The following is a 25,769-nucleotide window of genomic DNA, read 5'->3' as shown; positions in this document are numbered from 1 at the left end:
AGGCGGATGGCACTTCCGCCTATCGGATGAGGGCCGGCCGAACTAACCGCAACTGGGTGATTGGCTTGTCTGATGGCATGATGTATCCGACAAAAGTAAATGTCGGGCTACAACTGGCCTTTCGACGGAAACCATTATAGGTTGCAGGAAAATGACGCAATCCTGCGGAGTTTCATGCAGACGCTGTTGCAGTTCATACGCTCGCAACCCGTGGGCGGGGCATTGTCGAAAACTGATTGGGGCAACAACGATTTTCTCGGTGTTGCCGCAAGAATCTACAAACCCCACTCAGTCATATGTCGCCAGGATGACGACGACGACAGGATATTCTTCGTAAAGTCGGGTTGGGCCCTCCTCTACCGCGAGTTACCGAGCGGAGAGCGGCAGATCATCGACACTCCTCTCGGAGGGGACATTGTCGGTTTCCGTTCAATGGACGGACCCCGTTTCGCGTCGCTGGCTTCGATAACCGAACTGGCTGTTTATGAAACTTCCAGGAAGGAACTGGTCGAGGCCGTCTTGTCGGAAGGCCGTCTCGGAAACAAGATCGCCGGCTCCCTGGCCCGCCTTAACGCCATCCTTGCCGAACATCTTGTGAATGTGGGGCGGCGGAACGCGATGAGCCGCACCGCCCATTTCCTGCTCGAACTGGATGAGAGGCTCTCCAAGGCTGGTCTGTCGACCCATGGAAGATATGAGTGTCCCCTTACCCAGCACGAATTGGCCGACATTCTTGGATTGACCACCGTTCACGTCAACCGGACGTTGAGGGAACTTCGCAAGGCCGATCTCGTCTCTTTCAGGGCAGGCCATGTAGAGGTGATCAACCGCAAGAAGCTGGTGAACACAGCCGGATTCGACATTGAGTACCTCAAGTAAGGGTTATTCCTCTCGCTCTGGTTTAACCTATCTGGTGGTTCGTTCGCGTCGTGACCGACGGCAGCTCCGTCTATCGCACGGCGGGAACGTGCTGCCGAAATACGGGACGCCCCACATACTACAGCACATCCACAAAAAAGGCGCAGGGCCACTGATATCACGGGCTGCGCTGCAGAATGGCCAAGCGGTCCCCATCCCTGTGTCTTCAGGCGGATCGCAGCGCTTAGGGTCCGGCTTGGCTCCGGTCTCTTGGCAGGCTCAAAAATTTACCAAAAATTAACCTAAGTTAGAGACCGCTTATAAATAGACCATAGACTGGCCAAGCTGTTCTAAGTGGCAGAAGCGAAGAACTGCTGAAGGCTTCGATTTGGGCAATCCAGATCGCAAGCTTTCAAACGGGCTGGGTATCAAACTTCAAAACTCCAGAGACTTCAGGGGGCTGTATTTGCCGCCGTAGGGCGGCGTGTGTGGGAAAGGGTGGGTATAGGTATGGGTTCCTCAGTAGAACTGCAGAATTACACTTCAACAAATCCGTCAGGAGTTCCATCCGGCGGAACGGAAAATGTCCACCGACAAGCAGGCAGGCAAAGCCTCCTCATCCTCGACGGAAGGGCGCTAGACCGCGAGTGTCTGGCATCGGCCCTCGAGGACCACGAACTGGGCATGGCGGTCGTCGCCATGGGTTCGATCGAAGACTGGCGCATGAAAAAGGGGGCGGCCCCTCCACTTGCAGCTATACTCTTCAACCTTGGCGGCCGGAAGGTCACCGATCACGGCATAGCCGACGAGATCAGGCATATTTCGTCCGAGTTCAAGTCAGTCCCCGTGGTCATCCTGGCCGACACCGAAGACCTTGGACAGATACTGACGGCTCTCGAATGCGGCGCACGCGGCTACATTCCAACCTCGGTCGGGATCGACGTCTGTGTCGAGGCGATCAACCTTGCGGCAGCGGGAGGCATCTTCGTCCCGGCGAGCAGTGTCCTTTCCATGCGGCACCTTATAGGTTCAGGTAGCCGCGACACGCAGCCATTGACGGGCATGTTCACGCTCAGGCAGGCAGAGGTCGCCCAGGCACTACGGCGCGGCAAGGCGAACAAGATCATCGCCTACGAACTGAACCTGCGCGAAAGCACCGTGAAGGTCCACATCCGAAACATCATGAAGAAGTTGAAGGCGAGCAACCGCACGGAAGTGGCCTACAAGGTCAATGATCTCTTCGCAGAAGGAGCTCTGGCCGAAGAGTGATCGCAAAGAATAAACGACCCGCCTTGGGTGAATCCTGGCGGGTCGTATTTGTACCGCACTACACATTCATTCAGTGAAGGTCGATTGATTTCCGTTGCCACGAATGGCGTCGGGAGCCGCCGAAGACACACGGCCGTCCTCCGACGCGATTCGTTGCCCCGAACTCCTGACAGTGTGCCGCAAGTGGATAGTTGCGGAGTGCTCCGCAACGTCTGGACCCGTAGCGATGATCTATATCTGTAGCACGTGAAAAGCTGTTCCTTTTACTCGCTATCAAAGTCAGCGCCCGCGTCAGCGCCCGCCTGTGTATCCACCATAAGTGCTAACCGATGACCTTATGGAGAACGCGAAATCCTGAGCCGAGCATGTAGACTTGCTGCCGGAATGGAGTGGTCGGCATGTCTGAGCAAAGCCTTCGTTTTCGCAAATCCGTCCGCCTGCAGGAACGCGGTCGTGAACTGATCCCGGGCGGTAGCCACACCTACGCAAAAGGCGAAGACCAGTATCCCATCCTCGCGCCGGGGTTCATCGAGCGTGGGTTGGGATGCCATGTCTGGGACGTCGATGGGAACGAGTACATCGAATTCGGCATGGGCAACCGTTCCGTCGGGCTGGGGCACGCCTACCCGACCGTGGTCAGAGCGGTGGAGACGGCCCTCCAAGGTGGGTCTAATTTCACGCGGCCCGCCAAGATCGAGGTCGACTGCGCCGAGACGTTCCTGGAGCTCATCGGCGCGCAGATGGTGAAGTTCTGCAAAGACGGATCGGATGCGACTTCGGGAGCCGTTCGCCTTGCCCGCGCTTACACGGGTCGCGATCTCGTTGCCTGCTGCGCCGACCATCCCTTCTTTTCGACAGACGATTGGTTCATCGGGACCACACCGATGAATGCCGGAATTCCGGAGGCGGTCCGAAAGCTCACCGTCACTTTCCGGTACAACGACATTGCCAGCGTAAAGGATTTGTTCGACAGGCACCCGGGCAGGCTGGCCGCCCTGATCCTCGAGCCTTCCCGCGGCGACGATCCGGTGGACGGATTCCTGCATGAAGTCCAGCGTCTCTGCAGGGAAAAGGGCGCACTGCTCATTCTCGACGAGATGATCACCGGGTTCAGATGGCATGCGGCCGGGGCGCAGAAGCTCTATGGCATAGAACCGGACTTGTCGACATTCGGCAAGGCGCTTGGCAATGGGTTTTCGGTCTCGGCCCTGGCGGGCAAACGCGAATACATGCGGCTCGGCGGGCTCGAGCATACGGACCGCCCAAGGGTGTTTCTGCTGTCGACCACGCACGGCGCGGAGACCCATGCGCTTGCGGCAGCGATCGCGACCATGCGGACTTACCAGAACGAGGCCGTGATCGAACACCTGCACCGTCAGGGGACGAAACTGAGGAAGGGGATCGCAGAGGCTGCTAGACGGCATGGGGTAGATGGGCACTTCAAGGTTGTCGGCCGTCCCTGCTGCCTGGCATATGCCACGCTCGATCCCAACGGCAAGCCGTCGCAGACATACCGCTCGCTGTTCCTGCAAGAGACGATCAGGCGTGGAGTGCTCATGCCGTCTCTCGTCGTCAGCTACACCCACGACGACACGGCCGTCATGAAGACGATAGAGGCCGTCGACGGTGCACTGGCGGTGTATGCGCAGGCCCTGGAATCGGGAACGAGCCGTTTCTTGGTAGGCCGCCCCACGCAGGTTGTCTTCCGCCGTTTCAACAATGGCGATGGCCGGGCTGATATGACGACTCCAGAGAACCCTCAAGCCGCGAATAATGCGACCATGGGGCAATCTGAAACCCGGCTCGCGGCAACATCCTGACGCCACGAAGGCGTTGCTTTCTCGTTCTCTTGGACCAAAGAAGGCCCCGCATACGGGAATCCTGTATTGCTTTCGCATGGGGCCATGGGACAGGATCTCACGGTTGCGGAAGCAGCACAGTGCAGCCTGTCAAAGCTCTTCAGGCGAGGGAGATACAGGACACGGCGGAAAGCCATCGCTGGCTTGCACAGGCGCCTTGCTGCCGCGGAATCCGCTGATCAATCCGCAGTGGGAACAGGCTCGGGGAAGGTGTAAATGCCCACCCATCTAACGGCTTCCTCGATCGTATCGAAGTTCTTGTGCTGCCCACTCAGCAGCCCGAAGCCTGTCTCTAGGAACCATTTGCCTTTCGTGGAGTAGGCTTCCTCGTCGATCCGGGTAAGGACGGCGACCAATTGGTCGGATTTCCACACCAGAACCCCGGATTCTCCGCCCTCGACCGTTCCGATCCGAGCTTCGCTGAAAGAGAATTCAGGCGCAATGTTTGCATTCCCCATTTTGATAAAAATCCCTCCAACTTCAAAATGGATGACAGAAAAGGCAGACAGGAAAAGCCGGTGTTTTTCACCCAGCGGCAGCGAATTTAGTAACAGATCGCCCGGTCAGTGCAACTCCCTTTCACCCGTTTCATTCGGTCATCCACCGTTCGTTTCTTGGCGAGAAAATACGGGCAAACCGCTATAGAATTCTGGCCTTTCGAAGCGTGAAGGCCTCGGCAAAATGCTCGGGCGCCCGGCATTCCATCCCCCGCAACCGCGCAAGCCCGGCGAATGTCTCCCGGTCGAACCAGTCCTTGGAGCGCTGCGTCCCGAAGTGCTCCTGGAGGAGTTCGATCTTGCGTTCCAGCACCTTGGCGGCAAGCGGCACGTAGGCATTGGGTTGGCAAAGATCGCCGTCCCATTTCGGAATCTCGTATTCGAGCACTAGGTGATCACGGAAGACGTTCCAGGTCAGTTGGTTGACCTCCCGGTGGTCCTGATGGGCATCAAACCTGGCGTGAGTTAACACCACGTCGGGATGAACCCGCGATCTTAGATCGATCAGCCACTGCTTTATCGATCGGCTATGGGCGGGGAAGTAGCTGTCTTCGAAATCCGCAACGTCGACCGTGGACGAGCGCGACCCTTCGAGGAAGGCCTCGGCCGAAGCCTTGGCTTCTGCCGACCGCTCGCCAGCTGCGCTCAGCACGCACCAGTGGACGTCCAGTTTGACCCCCGACGCGATCAGGCCGAGTATCGTGCCTCCCGCGCCGATCTCAATGTCGTCGGAATGGGCGCCAAGACAGAGGATCGAGAGTTCCTCGCCGCGACGTGCGAGGCCAAGTCCTCTCATGATGCAGCCATTACCATGCTGCGCCTGATTTTCTCTGCGGTGACCCTCCTATTCCAGGGCATGTCACCCTTTTCGACCATGTCTTCGAGCGATTGCCAATCACGCAGCGTGTCCATCGAACGCCAGAACCCGTCGTGCTTGTACGCCATCAGCATGTTGTCATCGATCAATCGCTTGAAAGGTTCGAGAACGAGTTCCTCGCCGTCACGCATGTAGTCGAAGATTTCGGGACGGAACACGAAGTACCCGCCGTTGATCCAGATCTCGGACGTCTCCGTCGTACGGAACTCGCGCACGCGACCGTCTTCAGCGATGTCGGCCAAATGGTATGTCAACGGCGCGCGCACGGCGAGGAAGCAGCCGATTTTGCCGCTGGCCTCGAACTTCGCGATCACATCGTCGAGGTCGACATTGGTCAGGCCATCGGAGTAGTTGGCCAGAAACATCTTCTCGTTCTTGACGTGATCCTTCGCAGCCCAGAGGCGTTCTCCGATGTTGCGCCAGATGCCCGTATCGAGCAGAGTGATGCTCCAGTCCTTGACCGTGTCACCGAGCAGCTTCACGTCCTGGCCTCCATGCGTAACCACGCAATCGGAAAAGGTCTGTGGCCGGGTGTTCAGGAAAAAATCCTTGATGACGTTGGCCTTGTAGCCCAGGCACAGCACGAATTCGTCATGCCCGTAGTCGCTATACCACTGCATGACGTGGCGCAGGATCGGCTGGTGGCCGAGCGGAATCATCGGCTTCGGTATGCTTTCGGAATAGTCGCGGATCCGGGTCCCGCGGCCGCCGCAAAAAAGGACGACTTTCATCTCCGTAACTCCGATGGATCGAGCACTGTCACGAAAGGAATTGGCACCACGAATTTCGCGCCCCAGGCGGCGACATGATGCATCTGCTGAATGATCTCGTCCTTCAGGTTCCACGGAAGGATCAGGATGTAGTCTGGCTTGGCCTGGTCGATCGCGTCGATGGGCTTGATCGGTATGTGCATGCCCGGCGTGTAGCGGCCGTGCTTGTAAGGATTGCGGTCCACCGTGAAGTCGAGGAAGTCGGTGCCGATCGCGCAGTAGTTGAGCAGCGTGTTGCCCTTGCCAGGCGCGCCGTAACCGCAAATCGTCTTGCCCTCGTCTTTGGCCGCAATCAGGAACGCGAGGAGGTCGCGCTTCGCGCGCCGCGCCTTGTAGCCAAAAGAGGTGTAGGTCGTCACTTCCGTAAGCCCATGCCTCTTTTCGCGGTCTAGGAGTTCGGCGATACTTTCATCCGTGGCCCAGCTGCTGCCCTCGTTGGCAAGATAAACACGCAGCGAGCCGCCATGGGTGGGCAGCTCCTCGACGTCGATCAACCGCAGCCCGTGGCGGGCCGCCATCAGGTCGATCGTCAGCAGTGAGAAATATGAAAAATGCTCGTGGTAGATGGTGTCGAACTGGTTCTCCGTCATCAGCCGCTCGACGTGCGGGAACTCGAGAGTGACTACGCCCTCTGGTTTGAGCAGAATTTTTATTCCCGCGACGAAGTCGTTGAGGTCGGGCACCTGCGCCAGGACGTTGTTGCCAATGATCAGATCGGCGCGGAGTCCTTCGGCCACCATCTGAAGTGCCAGCCGCACCCCGAAGAAGTCGACCCGGGTGGGCACGCCCTTCTCGACCGCAGCGCGCGCAACGTTGGCCGCCGGCTCGACGCCAAGCACGGGAACGCCGAGCGGCAGGAAGTGCTGCAGCAGATAACCGTCATTGCTTGCGAGTTCCACCGCGAAGCTGTGGGCGCCAAGCCCAAGTCGCTGCGTGATCGCCCCGCAATAAGCTTTCGCGTGGGCCACCCAACTTGTCGAGAAGGAAGAGAAGTAGGCGTACTCGCTGAAGATGGTCTCGGGGCTCACATACTCCTTGAGCTGCACCAGGTAGCAGCTGTGGCAGACCAGGACATTGAGCGGATAATAGAGTTCCATCTGGTCAAGCTGGTCTGCCTGCAGGAAGCTCTCGCAAGGAGGCGACATGCCCAGGTCGACCAGGGTGTGACGCAGGCGAGATCCGCACAGCCTGCAGCTGACATTGCGGCGTGCCGTGTTCTGGTCGCGAGCGATTTCGACGGCCTGAATATTCAATTCCTTACTCCTGTCGCGCTGGTTTGAAAAACGGAGACGCAGTGGCTTGACGATGAACCTGTGCCCGCCACGCCTCCGTATGGAGTGCAACGCAGGTTAGGACGGGGCGCGCCCCGAGTTCGATTTGCCAATCCGTTGGGTGCCTTAATCCTTATAGGGAAACGGCAGGGGCAATGACTCCGCAAAGACCCCCGAACGGGGTAATGCGGTCGGCCCGGCATACCGCGATCGGAGAGGTCACCTAAGGCTTAGGTAGCTCTTCCAGCCCGAGCACGCGGTGCCGACAATCGGACTGCCGATCCTTGCCCGACTACTGGGCCCGGCTACTGGGGATTTAGGGAGACATGCAGTTTACCGAAACGGAGCTGAAGGGTGTCTGGCTGATCGAGCCGACACCGGTGGTTGACGATCGCGGTTCCTTCACCCGCCTATTCTGTGAAAAAGAGATGGCCGATTGCGGGCTGGCGACGCGCTTTGTCCAGCACAGCCGCGCACATTCGGTCAAAAAGGGAACACTCCGGGGGTTGCATTTCCAGGACGACCCGTACGCCGAAGTGAAGCTCGTCTCCTGTGTCCGCGGCGCGATTTTCGATGTCGTCGTGGATCTGCGCCCGAACTCGCCGACACGCCACCGCTGGCTGGGCTTCGAGCTGACGCCCTCGAACATGAGGCAGGTCTACATACCTGCCGGGTTCGCCCACGGGCTCCAGACCCTTACGGACGATGCCGAGGTCGCGTATCTCATATCGCAGTTCTATACGCCCCATGCGTCGACGGGCGTCCGCTACAACGACCCTGCCTTTTCGATAGCCTGGCCCTTGATGCCGACGGCGATGTCGGAAAGGGACAGGACGTGGCCGTTGCTCAAGCAGCGAACGGCCGCTGCAGCCTTATGAAGCCGAGGCCAGCAGACCGTGATCCGACAGCAATCTCGCGGCAGCGGCCAATTCCCTGAATGGCAGACCCGAGCGTTCCGCCATCGAGAGCAGCGAATGCTGGCCGTCTGCCAGATTAAGCACCCAAAGCAGGGACATCGAGGTTGCTCCCGAAGACGCCTGCCCGCCCAGGGCGGCGTAGAGGCCGCGCCTGCCGAGTTGTGGTTCGCCCCTGGGAGAGAGGTTCAAAGGCGTCCAATCCTCTTCGACGATGTCGATCACGTCCGTCAGGATCCGGAAGGAATCCTCAAGGTGCTCCGGCTTGATGAAGTCGAGATTGTCAGCCGACGTGTGGTATTCGGGGAAAGTGCCGTGGACGCTCCGCTGGAACATGCCGACCGGAAGGTTGAAGCCCGGCGAACAATACTGCCTCTCGTCATAGCCGTAAGGGGAGAAATCCATCAACTTTGCACCGGCTTCACGCCCCAGCACGTGAGCCATGGCGCGATCGATGAAGGCGTCGCCACGGCGGCTGCGTTTGTATGCAGGGCTTCCCGCGTCCCCCACGCATGACAGCACCAGACCGTGGTCGATGAGATGTGTCCGGTCCTCGTTGCGAGACAGCCATGCGATCGAACCGATCGTGCCCGGAGCGAACAGGAAGCGGTAGCTGTATCGTGTCTTTCTTGCCTTCAGGCTTTGCGCAAGGGTTGCCAGCAGGGCCAGGCCTGAACAGTTGTCGTTGGCCAGTGACGGATGACAGATGTGCGCAGAAAGAAGAAATTCCCGCTCGGTCTGCCCGCGGTGCAGGTATTCGCCGTAAGTGAGGCTGCCGTCCTTGAGTTCGGCATCGATCTCCACGCGATAGAGACCGTCGGGCATTTTGGCCACACGGTCGTAGGCTACGCAAAAGCCCCATGTCGGAGCATAGTAGCTGGTGCGGTAGGGGATCACTTGCGGCTGTTCAGGCAGGGTATGGATATGCGCCTTCAACTCGTTGAGCGGCAGGATCCCCTTGAAGGGTACGCTGTAGTTGACGACGTGCAGGTTGGAGTCGGCAAAATCCACGACCGTCTGCCCGTCCGGGCCTGTGATGCTGGCCGAGCGAATGTTCCATTCCTTTGGAACGGTCCAGTCGAGAACCTGCGTCCCGGTAGGCACCTCGTGCCGTTCCAGGTCAACGCGCCCCGACAGGATATCCAGCGTTCGTCGCACACCTTCTCCGGTGATGCTCCTGCAAATCGGGAAGAGACGTTCGGCCAACGCATAGATTTCCTGGCCAAGGCCGGTGGAAGAAGGAGGCGGGCCGAGTCCCTCGGGGGTTATGTGTTCCATTGCGGCTAACCCGCCGCTGCCTCCAGCTTTCGCGAAGGTTCAGTGACCCGCATCCGCTCATCCAGAAGCCGGTTGGCCAGAAGATACCGGATGTGGCCGATACGCTGGAAGCGCGGACCCTCGAATTCCTCGAGGGTGACATTCGACTTGCCGTAGGCTCGGTAAAGCTGCTCGGCACCCCTGCGCGCATCCCACTGCGGCCTGAAGGCAGGAAGAGCGCGCGCAATCTTGCCGAAGTCGACCCGGTAGGACCGCTTGTCGGGCCCGGCATCGGACGCGAATTCAAGCCGGCATCCCGGCACGACCTCGGCGACGATTTCGGCTATGTCGCGGATCCTGTAATTGTGATCCGTGCGTCCCACATTGAAGGCTTCGTTGTGGATGGTCTCGCGCGGTGCTTCCAGTCCGGCGATGAACGCCCTGGAGATGTCCTCGATGTGGACGATCGGCCGCCATGGCGTCCCGTCCGACTTCAGGAGGATCACGCCTTTCGTAACAGCCCAGGCGACCAGATTGTTCAGCACGATGTCGAAGCGGAGCCGGGGCGACACGCCGTAAGCCGTGGCGGGCCTGAAATAGGTGGGAGAGAAGCTGCTGTCGGCCAATTCGGAAATATCCCGCTCCGAAAGCACCTTCGACCAGCCGTAGGGCGTGACCGGGTTCAACTCGCCCGTTTCGTCGACCATCCCCTCGCCCGCCTGTCCGTAATTGCTGCACGACGAGGCGAAGAGGAAGCGCGAGACGCCGGCCTCCTTGGCCGCCTTCGCGAAACGAACGCTGCCCTTGTGGTTGATCTCGTAGGTGATATCCGGATCGAGATCGGACAGCGGGTCGTTGGAAAGAGCCGCCAGGTGGATGACGGCATCGACCCCTTCGAGGTCGCGCGCATGCACGTCCCTGACGTCCTTTTGGATAGAAGGAACGGAAGCCTGCTCTCCGCCCGAAGCAAAGGTGCAGCGCCGGTAGAGATCGCTGTCGTAACCTGTCACCGAATGCCCCGCGCGGAGCAGCATAGGCACCATCACCGAGCCGATATAGCCTTGATGGCCGGTTACCATGACTTTCATCGCACACCTTTTCTCAAGCGGATACAATCGCGCAGAGGCTACTTGGGCTGAAAACAGTGAGGGAGAACGCCAATAGGCGATCAGGATGCCCCGTTGGACGAAGCCTTGCCGCCCGCTACCTCTTTGGGGTGGTGCGCGCCTAATCCTTTCGGCGACTTTCCGTCAGAACTCCGTCGAGAGCAGGAATCCATTCTGGGCTGCGAGACTCTCCTTTACTTTCGTCTAGCCGGTTGCGAACCGTGGCGAATGATGCGCTGAGAATTTGCTGGCAAAGGTTGCCGCAGCTGAACAAACCGAATCGGCGATGGGCCGGGCCCCACCAGTCGGCGATCACCGCTGGCCGTGCGGTCTTGGCGCACACCTGGCCTTCAGTGACTGCGCGCAGGTCGTGCACGGCGTTCATTGGCATTACTCCATAAGATCTTAAGGCATGAGTTCCAGAATCCAGTCCGGGTATCCCCGGCTGTTGAGCTCTGGCGGCTTGAAAGCTGTGCGCTCCGCTTTGAAAGGGGAACCTTCAACGTCCGTCAATTCCCCGCTTGCGGGATCGCGCCAGCGGGCGTGGACGGAAGTCGCCGAAAGCTGCGCGAGGTCGACGGTGACGCCTTCGTTGCTGGGCATGTAGACGACGGCGTAGGAGCCGTCCTTGGCCATCGCGGCGACCGCCCTTCCCATGTCCTTGCCTATGCCATCGACAAGCAATCTGTTCTTGCTATCGGGTTCGAGCAGCCACCATTTTATCGACGAGATGAAGGCGATAAGCACCTCCATGCTCTTTGCGCCGGGACTGTCGAGGGCCTCCTTCCACTCCATAGTCTGCCGAAAGAGACCAGGCCCCCCGAAATGCCATATCGGGTTGTTGCCATAGAGATGCCCGAAAGCGCCCGAGAGGATCGCCTGGTAAGCCTGGATGCGGATCCGGTACTCGTCGGCATCGTATTCGAATTCGTAGGCAGTCTCGATCAGGAAGAAAGGCATACCCCTGCCGAGATCGTACTCCCTGATCGCTGCCTTATAGACCGGGCCATACGTGAAGACGTTGTTCACCTTCAGCCAGGTTTCGTGACCCCAGAAATCGAGCGGCGCCGAATCGGAGGGGCCGTGGACAGTGGTGAGAGCATCGGGATCCTCGTCCAAGATGCCTTTGGCGAGAGCCCTGACCAGATCTTTGTCCGCAGGATTGTAGTCGCCGCCGTTGACCCACATGATGTTATCGAAGTGTCGGTAGCGGCGTCCAACAAAATGGCCATAGGCGGCAAGCCTCCCTGCCCCTGCAGCCGCCATTTCCTGATACCAACCGTCAATACCACCGCCATATCCGAGATATGCCGGAGCGAGCAGCACCAGGAAACCAAGCTCGCAAGCCCTCTGCAGGATGCGATCGGCATGGGCGAAATATGCCTCGTTCGGAACGACGAAATCTTCGTTGTCGGCGAATGGTCTCGCTCCATAGGCGTTTGCGGGCGCGTTGCGGGAAAACCGGTGCTCGAGGAGGTTGACCAGCACGGTGTTGAACCCACGAGCCTTGCGGTCCTCAAGGTAGAAGTAAGCATCCTCGTCCGTCAGGTCGCCGATCAGCGACCAGGGCGAGTCGCCGTGCATGAAGAACGGATGGCCTTCCCTGTCGACCGGATAATTTTTCCCGGATTCGATCCGCAGCGGGAACTTTGTCCCACCGCTGCGCTCACAGGCCAAGCTTCCGGTCGCCATAGCCGCCAAAAGGGCACCGGCCATCAGAACCGACGCGAGGCGCACTGCTTTGACGCTCCTCTCGTTCACCCGGGTGTCGGCACCGTGGATACTTCACGGGTGGCAGCGTGCTTGGACTTGAACTCGCTAGAATCGATGATGCCGAAGGCCACGTCTTCGCGTGTCAAGGTCCCCGCGCGCAGCTGTCGGGCATAGGTTTCAATCCCGTAGTCGTCTGCGGGACGGTCCAGCAGCAGCAGGAAGAGGAAACTGATATAGGCGCGATCGGTCAGGCCGATCGTAACATAGCTGGACTGGAATTCGTCCCCGCGCATCAGTTCCACGACCATTCCAGCGATCGTCCTGTCACCGCTTTCAAGAGCTGTCGACCACTGATTCACGCTGTCGGAGTCCCCCTCATGCCCCAGTACGAGGCAATAGGCGAAGCTCGCCTGCCGCACATATACGGACTTATTTGCGGCCGTGGTCTCGGGGTCGCACTTCCGATGCGGCTTGGGCAGCGGCTGCGGGCCACGGGTGAAGTCACGTACCGTTCTATAAGCAGGCTTCGGCTCGCCGACCCTCCATTTACCATCGGATGCGGCGGTGAGCCGCACCAGCCCCATATTGGCTTCGAAGCTGGGTGCCCAGTAGGTCTCATCGAACAGTTCGTAGATTTGCGCGGCCTCGACCTTGTACTTCTCACTGAGTCCGCGAAGCCGCACCATTGTCTGCTTGATGCCGTCGGCCTGCAGCCGCTCGCTGCGCTGACTTCCATAGGGATTGTTGAATTCGGTGACCCAGATCGGCTTGCCGTAGCCTGAGATTTCGCGGAAAGCCCATTCCGGGTCATCGCCGTACATGTGCCAGACCGAGATGTCCCAGACGATCCCGTCCTGCTTCATCCGCGCGAACGCACCGGTGTGACCCCATCCGGCTGTGCCGATCGCTTTCCTGATGCCTGGATCGACCTCTGTCATACCTTCGGACAGGCCCTTTAGGACGGCGCTCACCTTTACCCAGCGTGGGCCGTAGTAATCGAGCGCTCCCGTTCCCGCCGCGGGTCCCCATGCACACGGATATTTCGAACCGTCGTCGCGCTTCTCGCACGGCTTTATGATGGCGTAGTTCTCCATCTCGTTGCCGAGTTCCCAAACGCGGATGTCGTTCTTGAACCTGGTGCCGAGGGCGATCGCCAGTTTCCGGGTCTTCCCATAGAGCTCGTCCGGGCTGTCCTTGTCCAGATCGATGGCCGGCGTAAGAACCGGCAGAATCTCGATCCCTCTCGCCTTTCCGGCACCGACAAGGTCGGCAAGCATATCTGCGTTGTCCTCGCCCGTGACGTTGATCCTGTATGACTTCAGGCCGAGATCCTTGATGAAATCGAGCTGCCTTTCAATCGGGATGCCCGGATAGGCAGTTATTGGATGGCCGTTGACGCCCCAGAGGAGATCGGCGGACGCAGGCAGGGCTGTCGCCAGCAGGCAGGCCGTGGCGACCGCGAAACGAAACGACATGGCAAGGGCCTCCCAGTGGGGCTTCAGATTCAGGCTGGATAGTCGAGACTACGGCCGCTGGAAGCAATTTGCCCATACGGGTGAACGGAGTGCTGGCGCTACCCCTTTCGGAGGGCGCTACCTAACCATTGGGAATCACGCCTTTAATCGGCGTCTACCCTGACAGGCGCGCACCATTGTGTAGTCGAGGGGACGAAAGCCGGACCAACCCATTCGGTCCGCTCCTCGGTTCTGCAAGTTCATGACGGCTGTGCACCGGATCAGCTCGATAGGGTTCTAGCTAGCCTCTAGCGGCCGCCGCGCCGGCTGGCGCCTTGTGACCTTCCGGACCAAGTCGAGGGCTGGCCTTTCCACAAATACGTGCGTCAGAACTCCGACAATAAGGCACAAGAATATAATTGCCGGGGCGAATACAACTTGTGACATTCCTCCCACAAAAGTCGACTTGATTACCCAGCCATATGCTATCATGACGAAGACGTGTGTTAAGTAGAGGGCATAAGATGCATCGCCGAGTAGGACAGCTACGCGCCCGGCTTTCGATTGCGGTCGCTTAGCCTCGAGAAATGCGGCCGCTATCAAAGTTGCCGGAAGACCCCATACGATCACCCGCGAAGCGTCGGACAAAGTATCGGGATGGGGTACGAAAATCGGGGACACAATTATTATAAGAAACCCGAGCACGCCGAGAGCTGACGGGACTCTCCATTTCCTGCTGGCAGAAAACAACAGTGCCAAAACGACACCGAAACAAAACTCCAGCACGAGGGGACTAGAGACGAAATCAGCGAGTGTCGAATTCTGAATTTCTCTTCCGAAAAAAATTCCACTGATCATCAGCAATATCACCGAGACCGACGTTATAAACATCTTACCAAAATTGAGGCATATTGAAAAAGCAATGTAGAAATATATCTCAAACGAAAGTGTCCACGCGACATAAATCAATTTGTCTCCAGGAAGTATCAATATCGAGTTCAATATAGTATGCAAGTCTATATGCTTGCTTTTCAGGAAGCCGATTGCACAGATTGCGGCAATGGCTGCACTGCAAATCCAATACAAAGGGAATATGCGCGTTGCCCGTTTGACAATGAAACGCATCGGCGAGTCCGGGGGCTGACCAGGCGGAAAGCTCACATAGACCATGATAAACCCGCTGATTACAAAGAACAGATCTACTCCTGCGGCACCAGATGTTGTCATCCAGTCAGGACTGAACCGCCCAGCTTCCGATCCATTCGACATGTCGAGTGTGTGGCGAACTATGACAGCAAAGGCCGCGATAGCGCGAAGCATTTGAAGCCCATATAGATCGCGATTTTGCCGGTTCATCCCATTGCCGCCGTATGAGAAGAAGGTGACACACCGTAATTGCGTCCCGTAGTAGTACAAGGCATCCATCTGGTGGAGGGGACCGGTCCAAAGGGCCTGAACTGGTCAGAAAGTCCGATGACTCGAGCTGCCATCTCCCTGCTACCGCTTTAGTCGGTGCTCATTCCCTCGCCTATTGGACGTCATGACCTTCTACCCGCTTTGTCGGACTATCCGTCCGGGATGCAAGGCGGCCGGGCCGCCCCGATCGGGAAGGACACGCATGCTTTCGGTAAAACGCGCACTCCTGATGAGCGTGGGCGAACGCTACGTCCTGCTCGTGACGAATTTTGCCACCGCAGCCTTGGTCTCCCGGATATTGACGCCCAAAGAGATCGGGGTGTCGGTGATCGGCATGGCCATCATGGCGATAGCCCTGTCCCTAAGGGAGTTCTCAAGTGCGAGCTTCCTCATCCAGCGCCGGGAACTCAGCCGCGAGGATATCCGCGGCGCCTTCACGGTGACGTTCATCCTCACCGGGATCGTCGCCGCCGCTCTCGTCGTCGCTTCCCCTTTCCTGGCCTCGTTCTACAGCGAGCCGAACCTCGTTCCCTACTTCAGGGTTGTCTCGGCCTGCCTCTTCCTCGACGCCTTGTTCACCCTGATCAACGCTCTCCTGCGGAGGGAAATGTCCTTCGGCAAAGTAGCCGCCATCGACATAACGGGAGCGGTGACAAACTCTGCAGCAACGATGGCGCTGGCATTGGCGGGCTTCAGCTACATGAGCTTTGCCTGGGCATGGCTGATCGGCAGCGGGCTTGCCGCAGGCCTCGCCCTCGCCCTATGCCCCAATTTCTGGATGTTCAAGCCGTCCCTGGCCAACTGGCGCGGAATGATCTCATTCGGTGGATACAACGGCGTTATGGCCATACTTTTCCGCATCTTTGACGCCCTGCCCCTACTCCTGCTGGGCCGCTTCATATCGCCGAATGCTGCAGCCCTCTTCAGCAGGACGCTCTGGATTGGCCAGATACCCGACAAGCTGGTTATCGGAGGCGCCATGGCGGTCGTGCTGCCCGCCTTCTCGGCCGAGGTCAGGCAAGGCAGGGATTTGAAACGTCCCTATCTATCCGCCCTTTCCCTCATCACCGCGCTCCACTGGCCCGCCCTCCTCGTACTGTCGGTTCTGGCATACCCAATCGTGGACATCGTGCTCGGTCACCAGTGGACCGAGGCTGCGCCGCTCGTGCAAATCGTTGGGGTCGCCCTCCTTTTCTCCTTCAGTTTCGAACTCAATTACCCCGTAATGGTCGCGTTGGGAGCAATCCGCGACTTGTTCATCCGGGCACTGATCGTCTTCCCGCTATCCGGCATTCTCCTCTCCGTAGCCGTCGTCTTCGGCGGATTGCACGCGGCCGCCTGGTGCATGCTGGTGACTGTTCCCTTCCAGGCATATATTGCCTTGAGCTTCGTCCGGCGTAGGCTAGGACTGAGACGCAGGGACATCGCTGCGGCGCTATGGAAAAGTGCAGTCGTTGCCTTCGCGAGCGCGGTCCCTCCCCTCGCAGCAATCGGGATTTCCGGTTCCGGCTTCGGCCTCTCCAACATGGAAGCCACTGGAGCGGGATTGTTGGCGTTCGGGGGATGGTCGGCCGGATTGATAATCACCCGGCATCCCCTGCTTGACGAGATCATCAAGATTTTGCCGGCACTCCGGCGGGCATGGGCTTCGGCAGGTTGATCTTGGCCCGTCATCTGCGAGCCCGCGCCGCCACGAATCTTCGGCCTGGCTGGAGACCTCCGAAAAGGTAACCGGCGACATTGCGGAGGCATCGAGCGTTTGCCTCTCGTTTGTTTCGCAGATTTCCATGGAGAAGCAGCCCTGGTAACCGCCTGAATGCAGGCAGCGACCGAGGGCCTCAAACTGCAGGCAACTGGCCAATCAGCCGCGAAATTTTGCTCCGGACTGCTTTCCTGCGCAACGCATTGGCCCAGTAAGGCAGCCCTAGATACGCAGGAGGAATTTCCAAACCGAGTTCCCCGCAGTCACGCGATACGCGGCTGAGCACGGACCGCTCCTTCCTGTCTATCCGGTACGCCTTTACCGGAAGGAATTTCTCCGGCCCGGTGTAGTGGCGGATCAACGCCCGATCCCAAAGGGCTGTCTGGAACGCGGATTTCTGCACGTTGAACTCCAGAGGAAGCGTCTCCCATGCCCCATTGGCGGCGATGTTGAAGACACATTGGTCGAGATGGGTGCACGGCCCGTCACGATAGGGACAAAAGTCCGCATGTGTCTTGATGACGGAATCGTACCTTTCGGGAATTCCCGAGTCGATCCATCTGGAGACATTGATGGCCAGCAGGCCGGCGTTGAAGTAGCGCCGCGCGAGGCCATGTTTGTCGCAGTTTTCGAAGAATGCAGGATCGTCGAAACCTGTGGATATGGAGAGATCGGGGACGGCGGCGAGAGGTTGTGTTTTCGGGGCGAAAGCGGCCAGATCAAGAGACCGCATGGCAAGCGTATCATTGTCGATGTAACAGACGAAATCATGTTCGCCCGAAACCGCAGCGATCGCTTCGGCTTTTTCACATGTCGTCGAAGTTATGTGGCCATGACCGGAAAAACCCCGGTCGACCGTCGAAAGGGTGTGGGTCGCCAGCCGATGACCTTTCGCCTGGAGGACCCTCAGCACCATCGGCGGGGGAGCAGAACGGAATCCGGATTGAACGATATGGATGTCTATTTCCCGCGCATGGCTCAATCCCAACGCCACGACGCTGGTATACGTCAGGTCGTCGCGCCTGCCGTCGGTCAGGTAAACGACACCGATCCGCTTTTCAGTCATCGATTATCCTCTCTGCGGATGAAAGAAGGCATCCTGTCCGAGACGACGCCTGTGCGCCGGCAACCACATGCTGGTTGTGTCGTCATCAATGCCGGCTCCATGCTTCCGCCAGGCGCGAGCGGATGTGGCTTAGCGGATTGGGGAGATGGACCAGGTAGTCGACCGGCGGGATGTAGGCCAGGCTGGGCGAGAGCTCAGCGGCAAACCTGAGGAGATCAAAGCCAGCTGCCCTCTGACCGCGCGCGATGTGTGACAAGCCAGACCAGTATGCACGCTTTCCAAGGTTTCGATACACATTCCGCCGCAGCTTTTCTACCCCAGGTACGCCGGCTGCTTCGTGCGAAAAAAAACTATCGAAGGTGAGCTTCTTCTCGATCATGTCGCGCCTGAAGTCCTGCCAGAATATCGCAGATAGATTCGCGCCGTGTACCCGCCTTATCCCATGGATCGCCTCTGTTATCGCCACTCTGCGATCCAGCGAGAGACGCAAATACATTTCCAAATCCTCAAGATAGGATACCTCCGACCTGAAATGGCCGACCCGTTTGAGCTCTGAGGTTCTGATCAGCGCTGCGCCGCTCCCAAATAGAACCTCGCTTGGAAGCGACCGCTCCAAAACGAACGATTCCATGGACAGAAATCGCCAAGCATTGAGGGCCGAATTCTCCAATGCCGGAAAGGGACGGTCCTCATGCCAAACCAACTCGGCTCCACACGCAAAGGAAACATCGGGTTCTCGTTCAAGAACCGAAAGGGCTCGGCGAAAACAGCCCTCGACAAGCAAATCGTCGGCGCAAAGTATCAAGAAATACTTAGATCTGGCCCAGTCCACACCTTCATTACACGATGCGTGCAAACCGAGATTTTTTTCACGTGCGACAACTGTTATGCGCTTGTCCCGTCTTGCCAATTCTGTTGCAACATCGACACTGTCATCGGTTGAAGCGTTGTCTACGATCAAAATCCTGATATCATCCACCTGCTGCCGCACGATACTCTGGACGCACTGAGGCAAGTAACGCCCGTAGCAGTAGTTTGGAATAACGACGTCAATCAGTGGCATTGATCAATCCTTGCAACAATTGTTGGACGCTTTGACACGACTATCCATCAGTTTACTCGAGATTGCGATCCGATCTTCGGTGTCGATTTCGCGAATCCTTGCGCCGTTCATGTCGGTCTCCCCAGCTTCACGTTGACTCGGACGAGACGCCGCCTGAGCGAAAACCTGTGTTCGAAGAAGGGCTTCTTGGTCCAAGAGTTGTTGCCTGTACCGCAAAACGGTTTCGCGCACTTGCTGCGCTCGCACCTCCCGCTCTGCAAGGAGCGCGTCCAGCCGCGACTCAAGCCATTCGACGCTGAAAGTTTCGACGCTGGTGCAAAAGGCCGATAGACCCGTGTCGGCCGCTAGCACGTCGTGCTTTTCGAGGTATCCGAGAGATATGACAGGGAGCCCCACCCGGAGGGCGCAAACAACATTGTGAAATCGGGTGGCGACGACGACGTCAGTCGTCTGCATTTGCGCCATGACGTCGTGGAGCGATGCAGACCGACGAAAAACGACCCGGGCCAATTCAGCGTCGGAAAGCCGGCCGCGGAGCCGTTCGATGACATCCACCACCGCAACCTCGTCATTGTCCTGGCCCAGGATCAGCCGAACGGCAAAGCCTCGCATCACAGTCCGTGCGACAAACTCCGCGAGCTTGGAAATGTAAGTGTCATAAATTGTTTCACTTCGACCTGTGCGGCCGCGGTAGTTCATGACGCCCACGCCAACGACAGTGGCCTCCGAAATCTCGCGCTTGACGGTTGGGATTGGAAGGCCAAAAGCAAGGTCGGGGAAAGTCCGATCGTTTGCAACATTGACTCCCAGGGATCGGATGAAGTCTCGTGAAATTCCGTCACGAAACGAACGGTATGACGCACATCGGGCAGCCCAGGCAAAGAACACACGACTGAGAGGGTGGTAAGCAGGCCCGGCGCCGATGCTCGCAAATGCGACGACACAGCCACGTAACCTGGCCATCAGCAGCCACTTAAGAAAAAGGTAGGGCATTCCAAATGGTGTGTCGCCAAAATCATCGAACGCACCGGTTCCGGGTAGCACAACAGCATGAAAGCCGCGGAGTTTGAGGAAGGCCCGGATCGGTCCCAACATCTTGTATGGGACTCGACCGAGCATGCGGTTCGCTCGTTTTAACCAACGCGACGTGATCTCCGGCCGCGTCAATTTGATGGTCTCCACGCCGAACGCTTTCGCGACGGATTCGGGCGATGTGCAAATCACGGCCAGTTCGGCTTCGGGGCAAATCCGCCGAAGCGTAGCGATCATTGCCTCAAGCGAGCCGTCATTGCCGAAGTTGCCGACACCGAACTGCCCTATCAGGGCGATCCGCAGTCGCCTTGTGCTTCGCGCTGCATGCGCAAGGTCGCGGCCTTTGGTCCGTCGTTGCTCTTGGACATGACGTTCAAGCGCGGTTTCAACTTGTGCATTTTGAGACTGCATAAACGAACCGTTCACTCTCAATTTCGGTGAGTAAAAATCCACATTCATTCTCGGACGACGGTGCCAACACCTCCCTCGTTGCATGAATGCTAGTCACCCTAATATAGAATCTCGTCCGCGTTTCCTCGCTTCAACTTATGGGCAGAACAACACACCCTTTTGGCTGAACCAGTGCTTTTGGGAGGCCTCTTATTTCAGGTTAGTCGAAGCTTCCGGCGACTGCTTTGAATAGCTCGGCAGGGTCGGTCCTTCAGAGGCTTCGTGCCGCAGACTGGCTGCCGGTCAATTGCCGAACTCTCCGAAATCGGCGTCGACCTGAATCATGAGTTCGAGGTATTTCCACGCGATCCAGCGCCAGGAATAACTGCTCGCCCTCGCGTGCCCCTTGGTGACCAACCGCTCCCGCAAGTCAGGAGCAAGCGCCAGCAGGCGGATGGCTTCGGCCCACGACTGGACGTCGTCGGGATCGGCATAAAGGGCCGAATCCCCACAGATTTCGGGAAGACACGGCGACGTCGAGGCCACGACCGGGCAGCCCGAAGCCATCGCCTCGACAGCGGGCAGCCCGAAGCCCTCGATCCGTGACGGGAACAGGAAGCACAGGGCACCTTCGAGCGCCTTCTTGAAGTCGTCATCGCCTATTCGGCCAGGGAGGACGATGTTTCCGGGCATTTCCGGGACGTACCTCAGGACCGTGGTCTCGTCGACATCGCCTGGCATCCAGAGGTCGAGACCCATCGCGTCGAGGAGTGGGGCCAGCCTGGCGAGAAGCCCCATGTTCTTGTATTCCTGGTCCCGCCTTCCAAGGCAAAGGACATACGGCCTGCCCCGGTCGACGGCCAGAGACGATCTCGCTGAATCCCATCTCTTCGCATGGTCGCTGCCGTTGTAGGTGACGACGATGTTTTCCTCTGGCGCGATCCCGAACTCGACCAGATGGCTGCGCGAGAGTTGCGAGACCGTGGTGATGCGGGCGGCCCGCCTGCCAAGTGCCGGCAGGATCAGACGGTGCGCCCACCGGAACCCCCGCGCGTAGCTCGACGGCATGAGCCTAGTGTGCATGTCGTGGATGCACGCGATCTGGCGCCTCAGCACGACCGGAGCGAGATTGCAGAAGCTCAGCAATCCTCCGGGCACATGCCAGGGCAACTGCGCCTGCACCCAGAATTGGGGAAGTCGCGGCCTGTTGAACTCGGGAACGACCCGGACGGAGATGGCATTGAGGCCGAAAGGTTCGGAAAGCGGGCGCGGCACCACGAGATCGATCTCCAGGTCGCGACCGAGGGGATGCCCTTCCGAAATGAGGGCGTCGAGAGCCAAGGTGACCTCGCGGGCGTAACGGGCTACTCCGGTCGGCCGAAGCGTCGTGAAGTCTCCGTTTATTGTCCAGCGTCGCCTCGGCGCTTCCCGGTCCACGCACACCCGAGCGGAATGCCCGATCAGGAATTCGGCGCCGTCGGCAGCAGATCTGGCCAGGAGTGTGTCGGCTCGGTGTCCATTCACCTGTCTGGCCGGTCTTGGTGGTGGCGACTCTGTCGTGTCGAACTCGAGTTTGCCCATGTCCACCCTTCCCCGGTCCTTTCGGCACCCTGGGCCAGACTAGCATTCCCGGGAGCACTCAGGCCCTCAAACATTTGAGGTAGGCACGCTGTCCAACCTCGCCTATCCGGATGATTCGCGCTTATCCGGATGACCCGATGGCCATGGTGACCTGGCCTCTTCGCGGCTCCACACTAAAGGTTTCAAGGGGGACGGCATGGCGCGACGTTGGACGATCAATGGCCGTTTTCTTTCCCAGCCGACAACAGGCGTCCAGCGTTATGCACGCGAGGTCGTGCGTTCTCTCGACGCCTTGATCGCCGAACAGGAGCCTCTCGCCCGCGGCCTCGAGCTCAGACTGCACTGTCCGTCCGGGTCCGGGGACATCCCCCTGGCTTTCATCGAACGTCGCGAGATCGGCCGCACGAGCGGGCATGTCTGGGAGCAGGCACAGCTCCCCTCATCCCTCGATGGCAGCGGACTGCTCAGCCTCTGCAACACCGGGCCGCTGCTTTCCCGCAAGCATATCGTCTGCGTCCATGATGCAAACGTCTGGAATGCCCCGCAGAGCTATTCCCTTGCCTTTAAGCTTCTTTACAGGACCCTGTTGCCCGGCCTCGGCAAGACGGCGTGCGGTATCTCGACCGTTTCCAACTACTCGTTGAATGAACTGGTTCGCCGCGGCGTCATCCCGGCAGAGCGGGCTTTCGTAGCGCCGAACGGCCATGAGCATGCTTTGACGTGGAAGCCTGAACACTCGGCACAGACACGGCTGGCGGCCTCGCGGGAAACCGTTGTTCTGATCGGCAGTGCCGCACCCCACAAGAATGTGGATCTCCTCCTGAACATGGCTGATCGTCTTGGCGAAGCCGGACTCAGAATCGCGATCGTCGGCATGTCGGATTCGCGCGTCTTTAGGTCAGGATCAGCCAGGACCGAAGCTCAAAACATCCACTGGCTCGGCCGCATTTCCGATGGCGAATTGGCGGCCCTGCTCAGGGACTCGCTATGCCTGGCTTTCCCCTCGCTCACAGAAGGCTTCGGTCTTCCAGCCCTCGAGGCGATGGCCGTCGGCTGCCCTGTGGTGGTTTCCGACCGCGCCAGCCTGCCTGAAGTCTGCGGAAGCGCAGCCCTGTTTGCACCTCCCGACGACCAGGACGCATGGTTCGACAGTTTCGTGCAGCTTCGCGGTTCTCAGGCCTTGCGACTGCAGATGATAGGCAAGGGACGGGGGAGAGCCTCGGCATACAGCTGGAGGGCGACTGCCTTGCGTTATCTCGAGGCGATGGCGGCCGCAGACGGCGTCGATACGGAAACGAAGGTCGTCAGGGCGCGCGAATTCACATGATCTCGTGAAGTGCCTGGACGGCCCCGAGTGATTCCAGGATCGCGCGGTCGAAGTTCTCTTCTGAAAAACGTCCAGCATTCTTGGCGCAAGCGCGGGGCGCGATGGCGTAGCTGTTCTCTTCGAACCGTTCGACTGCCTCCTTGAGGTGATCGACGGTCTGAGCCTTGAACAATACCCCTGTCGGCTCGGGGGATGATCCCAGGCGCTGTACGATGTCGACGGCCCCGCCGCGGCCGAAGGCGACCAGAGGCGTGCCGCAGGCCTGCGCCTCGGCCAGCGCTATGCCAAAATCCTCGCAGCCCGCAAAGACCATCGCCTTCGCTCGCGCCAGGGTGTCCACATAGTCTTTCCGGGGCAGGTAACCCGAGAAGGTGACGTTCGGGCCAGCAAGCGCCCGCAAGCTGGCTGACTGCTGCCCTTCGCCAACGATGACCAGTCGCCGCGACGGCATCTCGTTGAAGGCCTGGATGACAAGGTCGGTGCGCTTGTAGGGGGCGAGGAAGGACGCCGAAACGTAGTAGTCGTCCTTGTCCTCCACACAGGGCAGTTCTGCCAGTGGGACCGGTGGGAAAACGACGCGCGCCTCGCGTCCGTAAATATGCTGGATCCGGGAGCGGACATAATTCGAATTCGCCAGCATCAGGTCCGGACCGTGCGCGGTTCTCGTATCCCATGTCCTCAGGCGATGGAGCATGTACCGATAGAGCATTCCCTTGGGGCCGAAGCCAAGCCGTCCTTGCTGAAGATAGGAAAACTGCTCGTCCCAGGCGTAGCGGACGGGGCTGTGCACATAGCAGAGATGCGGCTGGTCCGGCCTGGTGATCACGCCACGCGAAAATGCGGCCGAAGACGAGATCACCGCATCGTAGCCTGTCACATCGAACTGTTCGATCAGGAAGGGGCAAAAGAAGAAGAGGGATCGATAGAATTTCTGGACCATCGGGATCCGGTTGGCCGCGGACGTATGGAATTCCACGTCGTGGAAATATTGCTCCTTCACCTCGAGCGGCAGGAAATCGAAAAGCGTGAAGACTTCAGCATTGGGGAACTGCTTGCAGATTTGCGCCAGAACCCTTTCCCCTCCCCGGAAATTCGGGCACCAGTCATGAACGATCGCTATCTTCGCGTACCTGTCGACGCCAAGCGCCGTCGCCGCTGGCAACTCCTCGATGGGTACATCGACCTTGGCCGCGATGGCCAAATCGGAAGAGCGTTCGTGGAGCATGGATCCCCCTAGCCTCATCAGGCCGGCAGTCTCCATTCCATGTCATTGCTCCGGCAAGTTGTCCGATCGGTTACAGACTGCTGCAGGCGCATGCCTGTCTAATACTTATGGCTGTGGTCGTTGACCGGGGATACTCCGAAAGCCTGTGTCCGGCGGTAGGCCAAGCTTCTCCCTCTCCTTTTATGCAGGCTGTTTCGGTCCACTCGCCGGTCTAGGTTCGGCGGAACCGAAACTGGATCGAGCATGAGACTCATAGTGATCATCCCGACCCTTGGCCGCAGCGGACAGGTCGCGCGCCTGCTTGGGTATTTGGGCGGCCAGACGAGGCTTCCTGACGAGGTCATAGTGTCGGCGCCCGACGCCACGCATGTCGAACTGCCGGAAAGCTGCCCTTTCCCGGTGTCGCTCGTTTTCGGACCGAAGGGACTGGCTGCCCAGCGGAACAGGGCTCTCGTACCTTCCCTGGGGCGCTTCGACATCATCACATTCTTCGACGACGATTTCGTTCCGTCCGCCGCATACCTGGAGCAGGTCGAGAAAGCTTTCGTGGAAAATGACGGATGGGCGGTGGTGATGGGCATGGTCGTCAGGGACGGGGCCACGAATGCCGGCCTCACCTGGGAAGATGCCGAAGCCGCCTTGCGGGAAACCAAGAGCAAGGAACATGATGGACCATCGGTGGTCGACCATGTCGGTGCATACGGATGCAACATGTCCTTCCGTTCCTCATTTGTGGGCGATTTGCGCTTCGACGAGCGCCTGGTCCTGTACGGCTGGCAGGAAGACATCGACTTCACCAGCCAAATGAGATCCAAAGGTCGCGTCGTCTGCGTGACTGCAATCACGGGCGTCCACCTCGGTATCAAGACTGGGCGGGTCAGCGGAAAACGGTTCGGCTACTCCCAGGTTGCGAATGCGATCTACCTGATCAAGAAGGGCTCCGTTCCGGCCTCTTTCGCGCTTCCCCTGATGTTCAGGAATATTGCGGCCAACCTCGCAAAGAGCCTGCGGCCCGAGCCGTATATCGATCGCAGGGGCAGGCTCAGGGGCAACATGCTGGCGATCCTGCACATCGCCATCGGACGAATCGAACCCGAATACATCCTGAAAATCTGACAGCGG

The 25,769-nt window shown here is 58.9% G+C and carries 22 protein-coding genes; 7 read left to right on the top strand and 15 right to left on the bottom strand.

What is annotated here, in order from left to right; all coding sequences use genetic code 11:
- The first annotated feature begins 174 nt into the window (after positions 1-174).
- The 3 genes from AC1D10_RS15510 to AC1D10_RS15500 all read left to right on the top strand — a co-directional run bounded on the left by AC1D10_RS15510 (position 175) and on the right by AC1D10_RS15500 (position 3,947).
- On the top strand, positions 175-879 hold the full coding sequence (locus tag AC1D10_RS15510) for a Crp/Fnr family transcriptional regulator (RefSeq protein ID WP_477273204.1): 705 nt from the start codon (positions 175-177) through the stop codon (positions 877-879).
- Between the two features lie 489 nt (positions 880-1,368).
- Positions 1,369-2,127, top strand: a complete 759-nt coding sequence (locus tag AC1D10_RS15505; protein ID WP_477273202.1) for a LuxR C-terminal-related transcriptional regulator — start codon at positions 1,369-1,371, stop codon at positions 2,125-2,127.
- A 398-nt stretch (positions 2,128-2,525) separates the two neighbouring features.
- The gene (locus AC1D10_RS15500; RefSeq protein WP_477273200.1) at positions 2,526-3,947 is read left to right on the top strand and encodes a glutamate-1-semialdehyde 2,1-aminomutase; all 1,422 of its coding nucleotides are present in this window, start codon (positions 2,526-2,528) and stop codon (positions 3,945-3,947) included.
- A 218-nt stretch (positions 3,948-4,165) separates the two neighbouring features.
- On the opposite strand, the gene AC1D10_RS15495 is transcribed toward AC1D10_RS15500, so the two are convergent.
- From AC1D10_RS15495 to AC1D10_RS15480, 4 genes are all read right to left on the bottom strand, one after another.
- On the bottom strand, positions 4,166-4,444 hold the full coding sequence (locus AC1D10_RS15495; protein ID WP_379092710.1) for a hypothetical protein: 279 nt from the start codon (positions 4,442-4,444) through the stop codon (positions 4,166-4,168).
- A 181-nt stretch (positions 4,445-4,625) separates the two neighbouring features.
- Entirely contained in the window at positions 4,626-5,279 is a 654-nt protein-coding gene (locus tag AC1D10_RS15490) for a PIG-L deacetylase family protein (RefSeq protein WP_477273197.1), read from the bottom strand.
- Positions 5,276-6,091 (bottom strand): sugar phosphate nucleotidyltransferase, encoded by an 816-nt coding sequence (locus AC1D10_RS15485; RefSeq protein ID WP_477273195.1) that lies wholly within the window; start codon positions 6,089-6,091, stop codon positions 5,276-5,278. The genes AC1D10_RS15490 and AC1D10_RS15485 overlap by 4 nt, the downstream gene beginning before the upstream one ends.
- Positions 6,088-7,383 (bottom strand): methyltransferase domain-containing protein, encoded by a 1,296-nt coding sequence (locus AC1D10_RS15480; RefSeq protein WP_477273193.1) that lies wholly within the window; start codon positions 7,381-7,383, stop codon positions 6,088-6,090. The genes AC1D10_RS15485 and AC1D10_RS15480 overlap by 4 nt, the downstream gene beginning before the upstream one ends.
- A gap of 344 nt (positions 7,384-7,727) precedes the next feature.
- Between AC1D10_RS15480 and rfbC the strand changes: the two genes are divergently transcribed.
- On the top strand, positions 7,728-8,279 hold the full coding sequence (gene rfbC / locus AC1D10_RS15475; RefSeq protein WP_477273191.1) for a dTDP-4-dehydrorhamnose 3,5-epimerase: 552 nt from the start codon (positions 7,728-7,730) through the stop codon (positions 8,277-8,279).
- Here the strand turns inward: rfbC and AC1D10_RS15470 are convergent.
- The 6 genes from AC1D10_RS15470 to AC1D10_RS15445 form a co-directional block, all read right to left on the bottom strand.
- Positions 8,274-9,593 carry a DUF4910 domain-containing protein gene (locus AC1D10_RS15470; protein ID WP_477273189.1) on the bottom strand — a complete coding sequence of 440 codons (1,320 nt, stop codon included), beginning with the start codon at positions 9,591-9,593 and terminating at the stop codon, positions 8,274-8,276. The two genes, rfbC and AC1D10_RS15470, sit on opposite strands and share 6 nt — an antisense overlap.
- 5 nt (positions 9,594-9,598) lie before the next feature.
- Entirely contained in the window at positions 9,599-10,660 is a 1,062-nt protein-coding gene (locus AC1D10_RS15465; RefSeq protein ID WP_477273187.1) for an NAD-dependent epimerase/dehydratase family protein, read from the bottom strand.
- Between the two features lie 139 nt (positions 10,661-10,799).
- Positions 10,800-11,063, bottom strand: a complete 264-nt coding sequence (locus AC1D10_RS15460; RefSeq protein ID WP_477273185.1) for a hypothetical protein — start codon at positions 11,061-11,063, stop codon at positions 10,800-10,802.
- A 20-nt stretch (positions 11,064-11,083) separates the two neighbouring features.
- The gene (locus tag AC1D10_RS15455) at positions 11,084-12,394 is read right to left on the bottom strand and encodes a glycoside hydrolase family 140 protein (RefSeq protein ID WP_477273183.1); all 1,311 of its coding nucleotides are present in this window, start codon (positions 12,392-12,394) and stop codon (positions 11,084-11,086) included.
- 41 nt (positions 12,395-12,435) lie between these two features.
- Positions 12,436-13,866: a DUF4214 domain-containing protein gene (locus AC1D10_RS15450; RefSeq protein WP_477273181.1), complete on the bottom strand. Its 1,431-nt coding sequence runs from the start codon at positions 13,864-13,866 to the stop codon at positions 12,436-12,438.
- 276 nt (positions 13,867-14,142) lie between these two features.
- Positions 14,143-15,201 carry an acyltransferase family protein gene (locus AC1D10_RS15445; RefSeq protein WP_477273179.1) on the bottom strand — a complete coding sequence of 353 codons (1,059 nt, stop codon included), beginning with the start codon at positions 15,199-15,201 and terminating at the stop codon, positions 14,143-14,145.
- 262 nt (positions 15,202-15,463) lie between these two features.
- Between AC1D10_RS15445 and AC1D10_RS15440 the strand changes: the two genes are divergently transcribed.
- Positions 15,464-16,921, top strand: coding sequence for an oligosaccharide flippase family protein (locus AC1D10_RS15440; RefSeq protein WP_477273177.1), 1,458 nt, complete (start codon positions 15,464-15,466; stop codon positions 16,919-16,921).
- A 178-nt stretch (positions 16,922-17,099) separates the two neighbouring features.
- On the opposite strand, the gene AC1D10_RS15435 is transcribed toward AC1D10_RS15440, so the two are convergent.
- The 4 genes from AC1D10_RS15435 to AC1D10_RS15420 all read right to left on the bottom strand — a co-directional run bounded on the left by AC1D10_RS15435 (position 17,100) and on the right by AC1D10_RS15420 (position 22,095).
- Positions 17,100-18,029: a glycosyltransferase family 8 protein gene (locus AC1D10_RS15435; RefSeq protein ID WP_477273175.1), complete on the bottom strand. Its 930-nt coding sequence runs from the start codon at positions 18,027-18,029 to the stop codon at positions 17,100-17,102.
- Between the two features lie 85 nt (positions 18,030-18,114).
- Positions 18,115-19,092: a glycosyltransferase family 2 protein gene (locus AC1D10_RS15430; RefSeq protein ID WP_477273173.1), complete on the bottom strand. Its 978-nt coding sequence runs from the start codon at positions 19,090-19,092 to the stop codon at positions 18,115-18,117.
- A 3-nt stretch (positions 19,093-19,095) separates the two neighbouring features.
- Positions 19,096-20,550 carry a polysaccharide pyruvyl transferase family protein gene (locus tag AC1D10_RS15425; RefSeq protein WP_477273171.1) on the bottom strand — a complete coding sequence of 485 codons (1,455 nt, stop codon included), beginning with the start codon at positions 20,548-20,550 and terminating at the stop codon, positions 19,096-19,098.
- A 267-nt stretch (positions 20,551-20,817) separates the two neighbouring features.
- The gene (locus AC1D10_RS15420) at positions 20,818-22,095 is read right to left on the bottom strand and encodes a glycosyltransferase family 4 protein (protein ID WP_477273169.1); all 1,278 of its coding nucleotides are present in this window, start codon (positions 22,093-22,095) and stop codon (positions 20,818-20,820) included.
- A 196-nt stretch (positions 22,096-22,291) separates the two neighbouring features.
- On the opposite strand from AC1D10_RS15420, the gene AC1D10_RS15415 reads away from it, so the two are divergent.
- Positions 22,292-23,422, top strand: a complete 1,131-nt coding sequence (locus AC1D10_RS15415) for a glycosyltransferase family 4 protein (protein WP_477273167.1) — start codon at positions 22,292-22,294, stop codon at positions 23,420-23,422.
- On the opposite strand, the gene AC1D10_RS15410 is transcribed toward AC1D10_RS15415, so the two are convergent.
- On the bottom strand, positions 23,415-24,647 hold the full coding sequence (locus AC1D10_RS15410; protein ID WP_477273165.1) for a glycosyltransferase: 1,233 nt from the start codon (positions 24,645-24,647) through the stop codon (positions 23,415-23,417). The genes AC1D10_RS15415 and AC1D10_RS15410 overlap by 8 nt on opposite strands.
- 243 nt (positions 24,648-24,890) lie before the next feature.
- On the opposite strand from AC1D10_RS15410, the gene AC1D10_RS15405 reads away from it, so the two are divergent.
- A complete protein-coding gene (locus tag AC1D10_RS15405) occupies positions 24,891-25,763 on the top strand; it encodes a glycosyltransferase family 2 protein (protein WP_477273163.1) in 873 nt (290 codons plus the stop codon).
- The last annotated feature ends 6 nt before the right edge of the window (positions 25,764-25,769 follow it).

The organism is Mesorhizobium sp. P2_A8, assembly GCF_056404935.1.
This window is presented reverse-complemented; position numbering and strand designations above follow the sequence as displayed.

What these genes read in the sequence shown, in the direction of transcription:
- AC1D10_RS15460 (WP_477273185.1), bottom strand. Translation starts at nt 11,063, where the DNA reads ATGAACGCCGTGCACGACCTGCGCGCAGTCACTGAAGGCCAGGTGTGC.
- AC1D10_RS15420 (WP_477273169.1), bottom strand. Translation starts at nt 22,095, where the DNA reads ATGGGCAAACTCGAGTTCGACACGACAGAGTCGCCACCACCAAGACCG.
- AC1D10_RS15505 (WP_477273202.1), top strand. Translation starts at nt 1,369, where the DNA reads ATGGGTTCCTCAGTAGAACTGCAGAATTACACTTCAACAAATCCGTCA.
- AC1D10_RS15440 (WP_477273177.1), top strand. Translation starts at nt 15,464, where the DNA reads ATGCTTTCGGTAAAACGCGCACTCCTGATGAGCGTGGGCGAACGCTAC.
- rfbC (WP_477273191.1), top strand. Translation starts at nt 7,728, where the DNA reads ATGCAGTTTACCGAAACGGAGCTGAAGGGTGTCTGGCTGATCGAGCCG.
- AC1D10_RS15510 (WP_477273204.1), top strand. Translation starts at nt 175, where the DNA reads ATGCAGACGCTGTTGCAGTTCATACGCTCGCAACCCGTGGGCGGGGCA.
- AC1D10_RS15410 (WP_477273165.1), bottom strand. Translation starts at nt 24,647, where the DNA reads ATGCTCCACGAACGCTCTTCCGATTTGGCCATCGCGGCCAAGGTCGAT.
- AC1D10_RS15470 (WP_477273189.1), bottom strand. Translation starts at nt 9,593, where the DNA reads ATGGAACACATAACCCCCGAGGGACTCGGCCCGCCTCCTTCTTCCACC.
- AC1D10_RS15415 (WP_477273167.1), top strand. Translation starts at nt 22,292, where the DNA reads ATGGCGCGACGTTGGACGATCAATGGCCGTTTTCTTTCCCAGCCGACA.
- AC1D10_RS15465 (WP_477273187.1), bottom strand. Translation starts at nt 10,660, where the DNA reads ATGAAAGTCATGGTAACCGGCCATCAAGGCTATATCGGCTCGGTGATG.
- AC1D10_RS15435 (WP_477273175.1), bottom strand. Translation starts at nt 18,029, where the DNA reads ATGACTGAAAAGCGGATCGGTGTCGTTTACCTGACCGACGGCAGGCGC.
- AC1D10_RS15450 (WP_477273181.1), bottom strand. Translation starts at nt 13,866, where the DNA reads ATGTCGTTTCGTTTCGCGGTCGCCACGGCCTGCCTGCTGGCGACAGCC.
- AC1D10_RS15455 (WP_477273183.1), bottom strand. Translation starts at nt 12,394, where the DNA reads ATGGCCGGTGCCCTTTTGGCGGCTATGGCGACCGGAAGCTTGGCCTGT.
- AC1D10_RS15495 (WP_379092710.1), bottom strand. Translation starts at nt 4,444, where the DNA reads ATGGGGAATGCAAACATTGCGCCTGAATTCTCTTTCAGCGAAGCTCGG.
- AC1D10_RS15500 (WP_477273200.1), top strand. Translation starts at nt 2,526, where the DNA reads ATGTCTGAGCAAAGCCTTCGTTTTCGCAAATCCGTCCGCCTGCAGGAA.
- AC1D10_RS15485 (WP_477273195.1), bottom strand. Translation starts at nt 6,091, where the DNA reads ATGAAAGTCGTCCTTTTTTGCGGCGGCCGCGGGACCCGGATCCGCGAC.
- AC1D10_RS15405 (WP_477273163.1), top strand. Translation starts at nt 24,891, where the DNA reads ATGAGACTCATAGTGATCATCCCGACCCTTGGCCGCAGCGGACAGGTC.
- AC1D10_RS15490 (WP_477273197.1), bottom strand. Translation starts at nt 5,279, where the DNA reads ATGAGAGGACTTGGCCTCGCACGTCGCGGCGAGGAACTCTCGATCCTC.
- AC1D10_RS15430 (WP_477273173.1), bottom strand. Translation starts at nt 19,092, where the DNA reads ATGCCACTGATTGACGTCGTTATTCCAAACTACTGCTACGGGCGTTAC.
- AC1D10_RS15445 (WP_477273179.1), bottom strand. Translation starts at nt 15,201, where the DNA reads ATGAACCGGCAAAATCGCGATCTATATGGGCTTCAAATGCTTCGCGCT.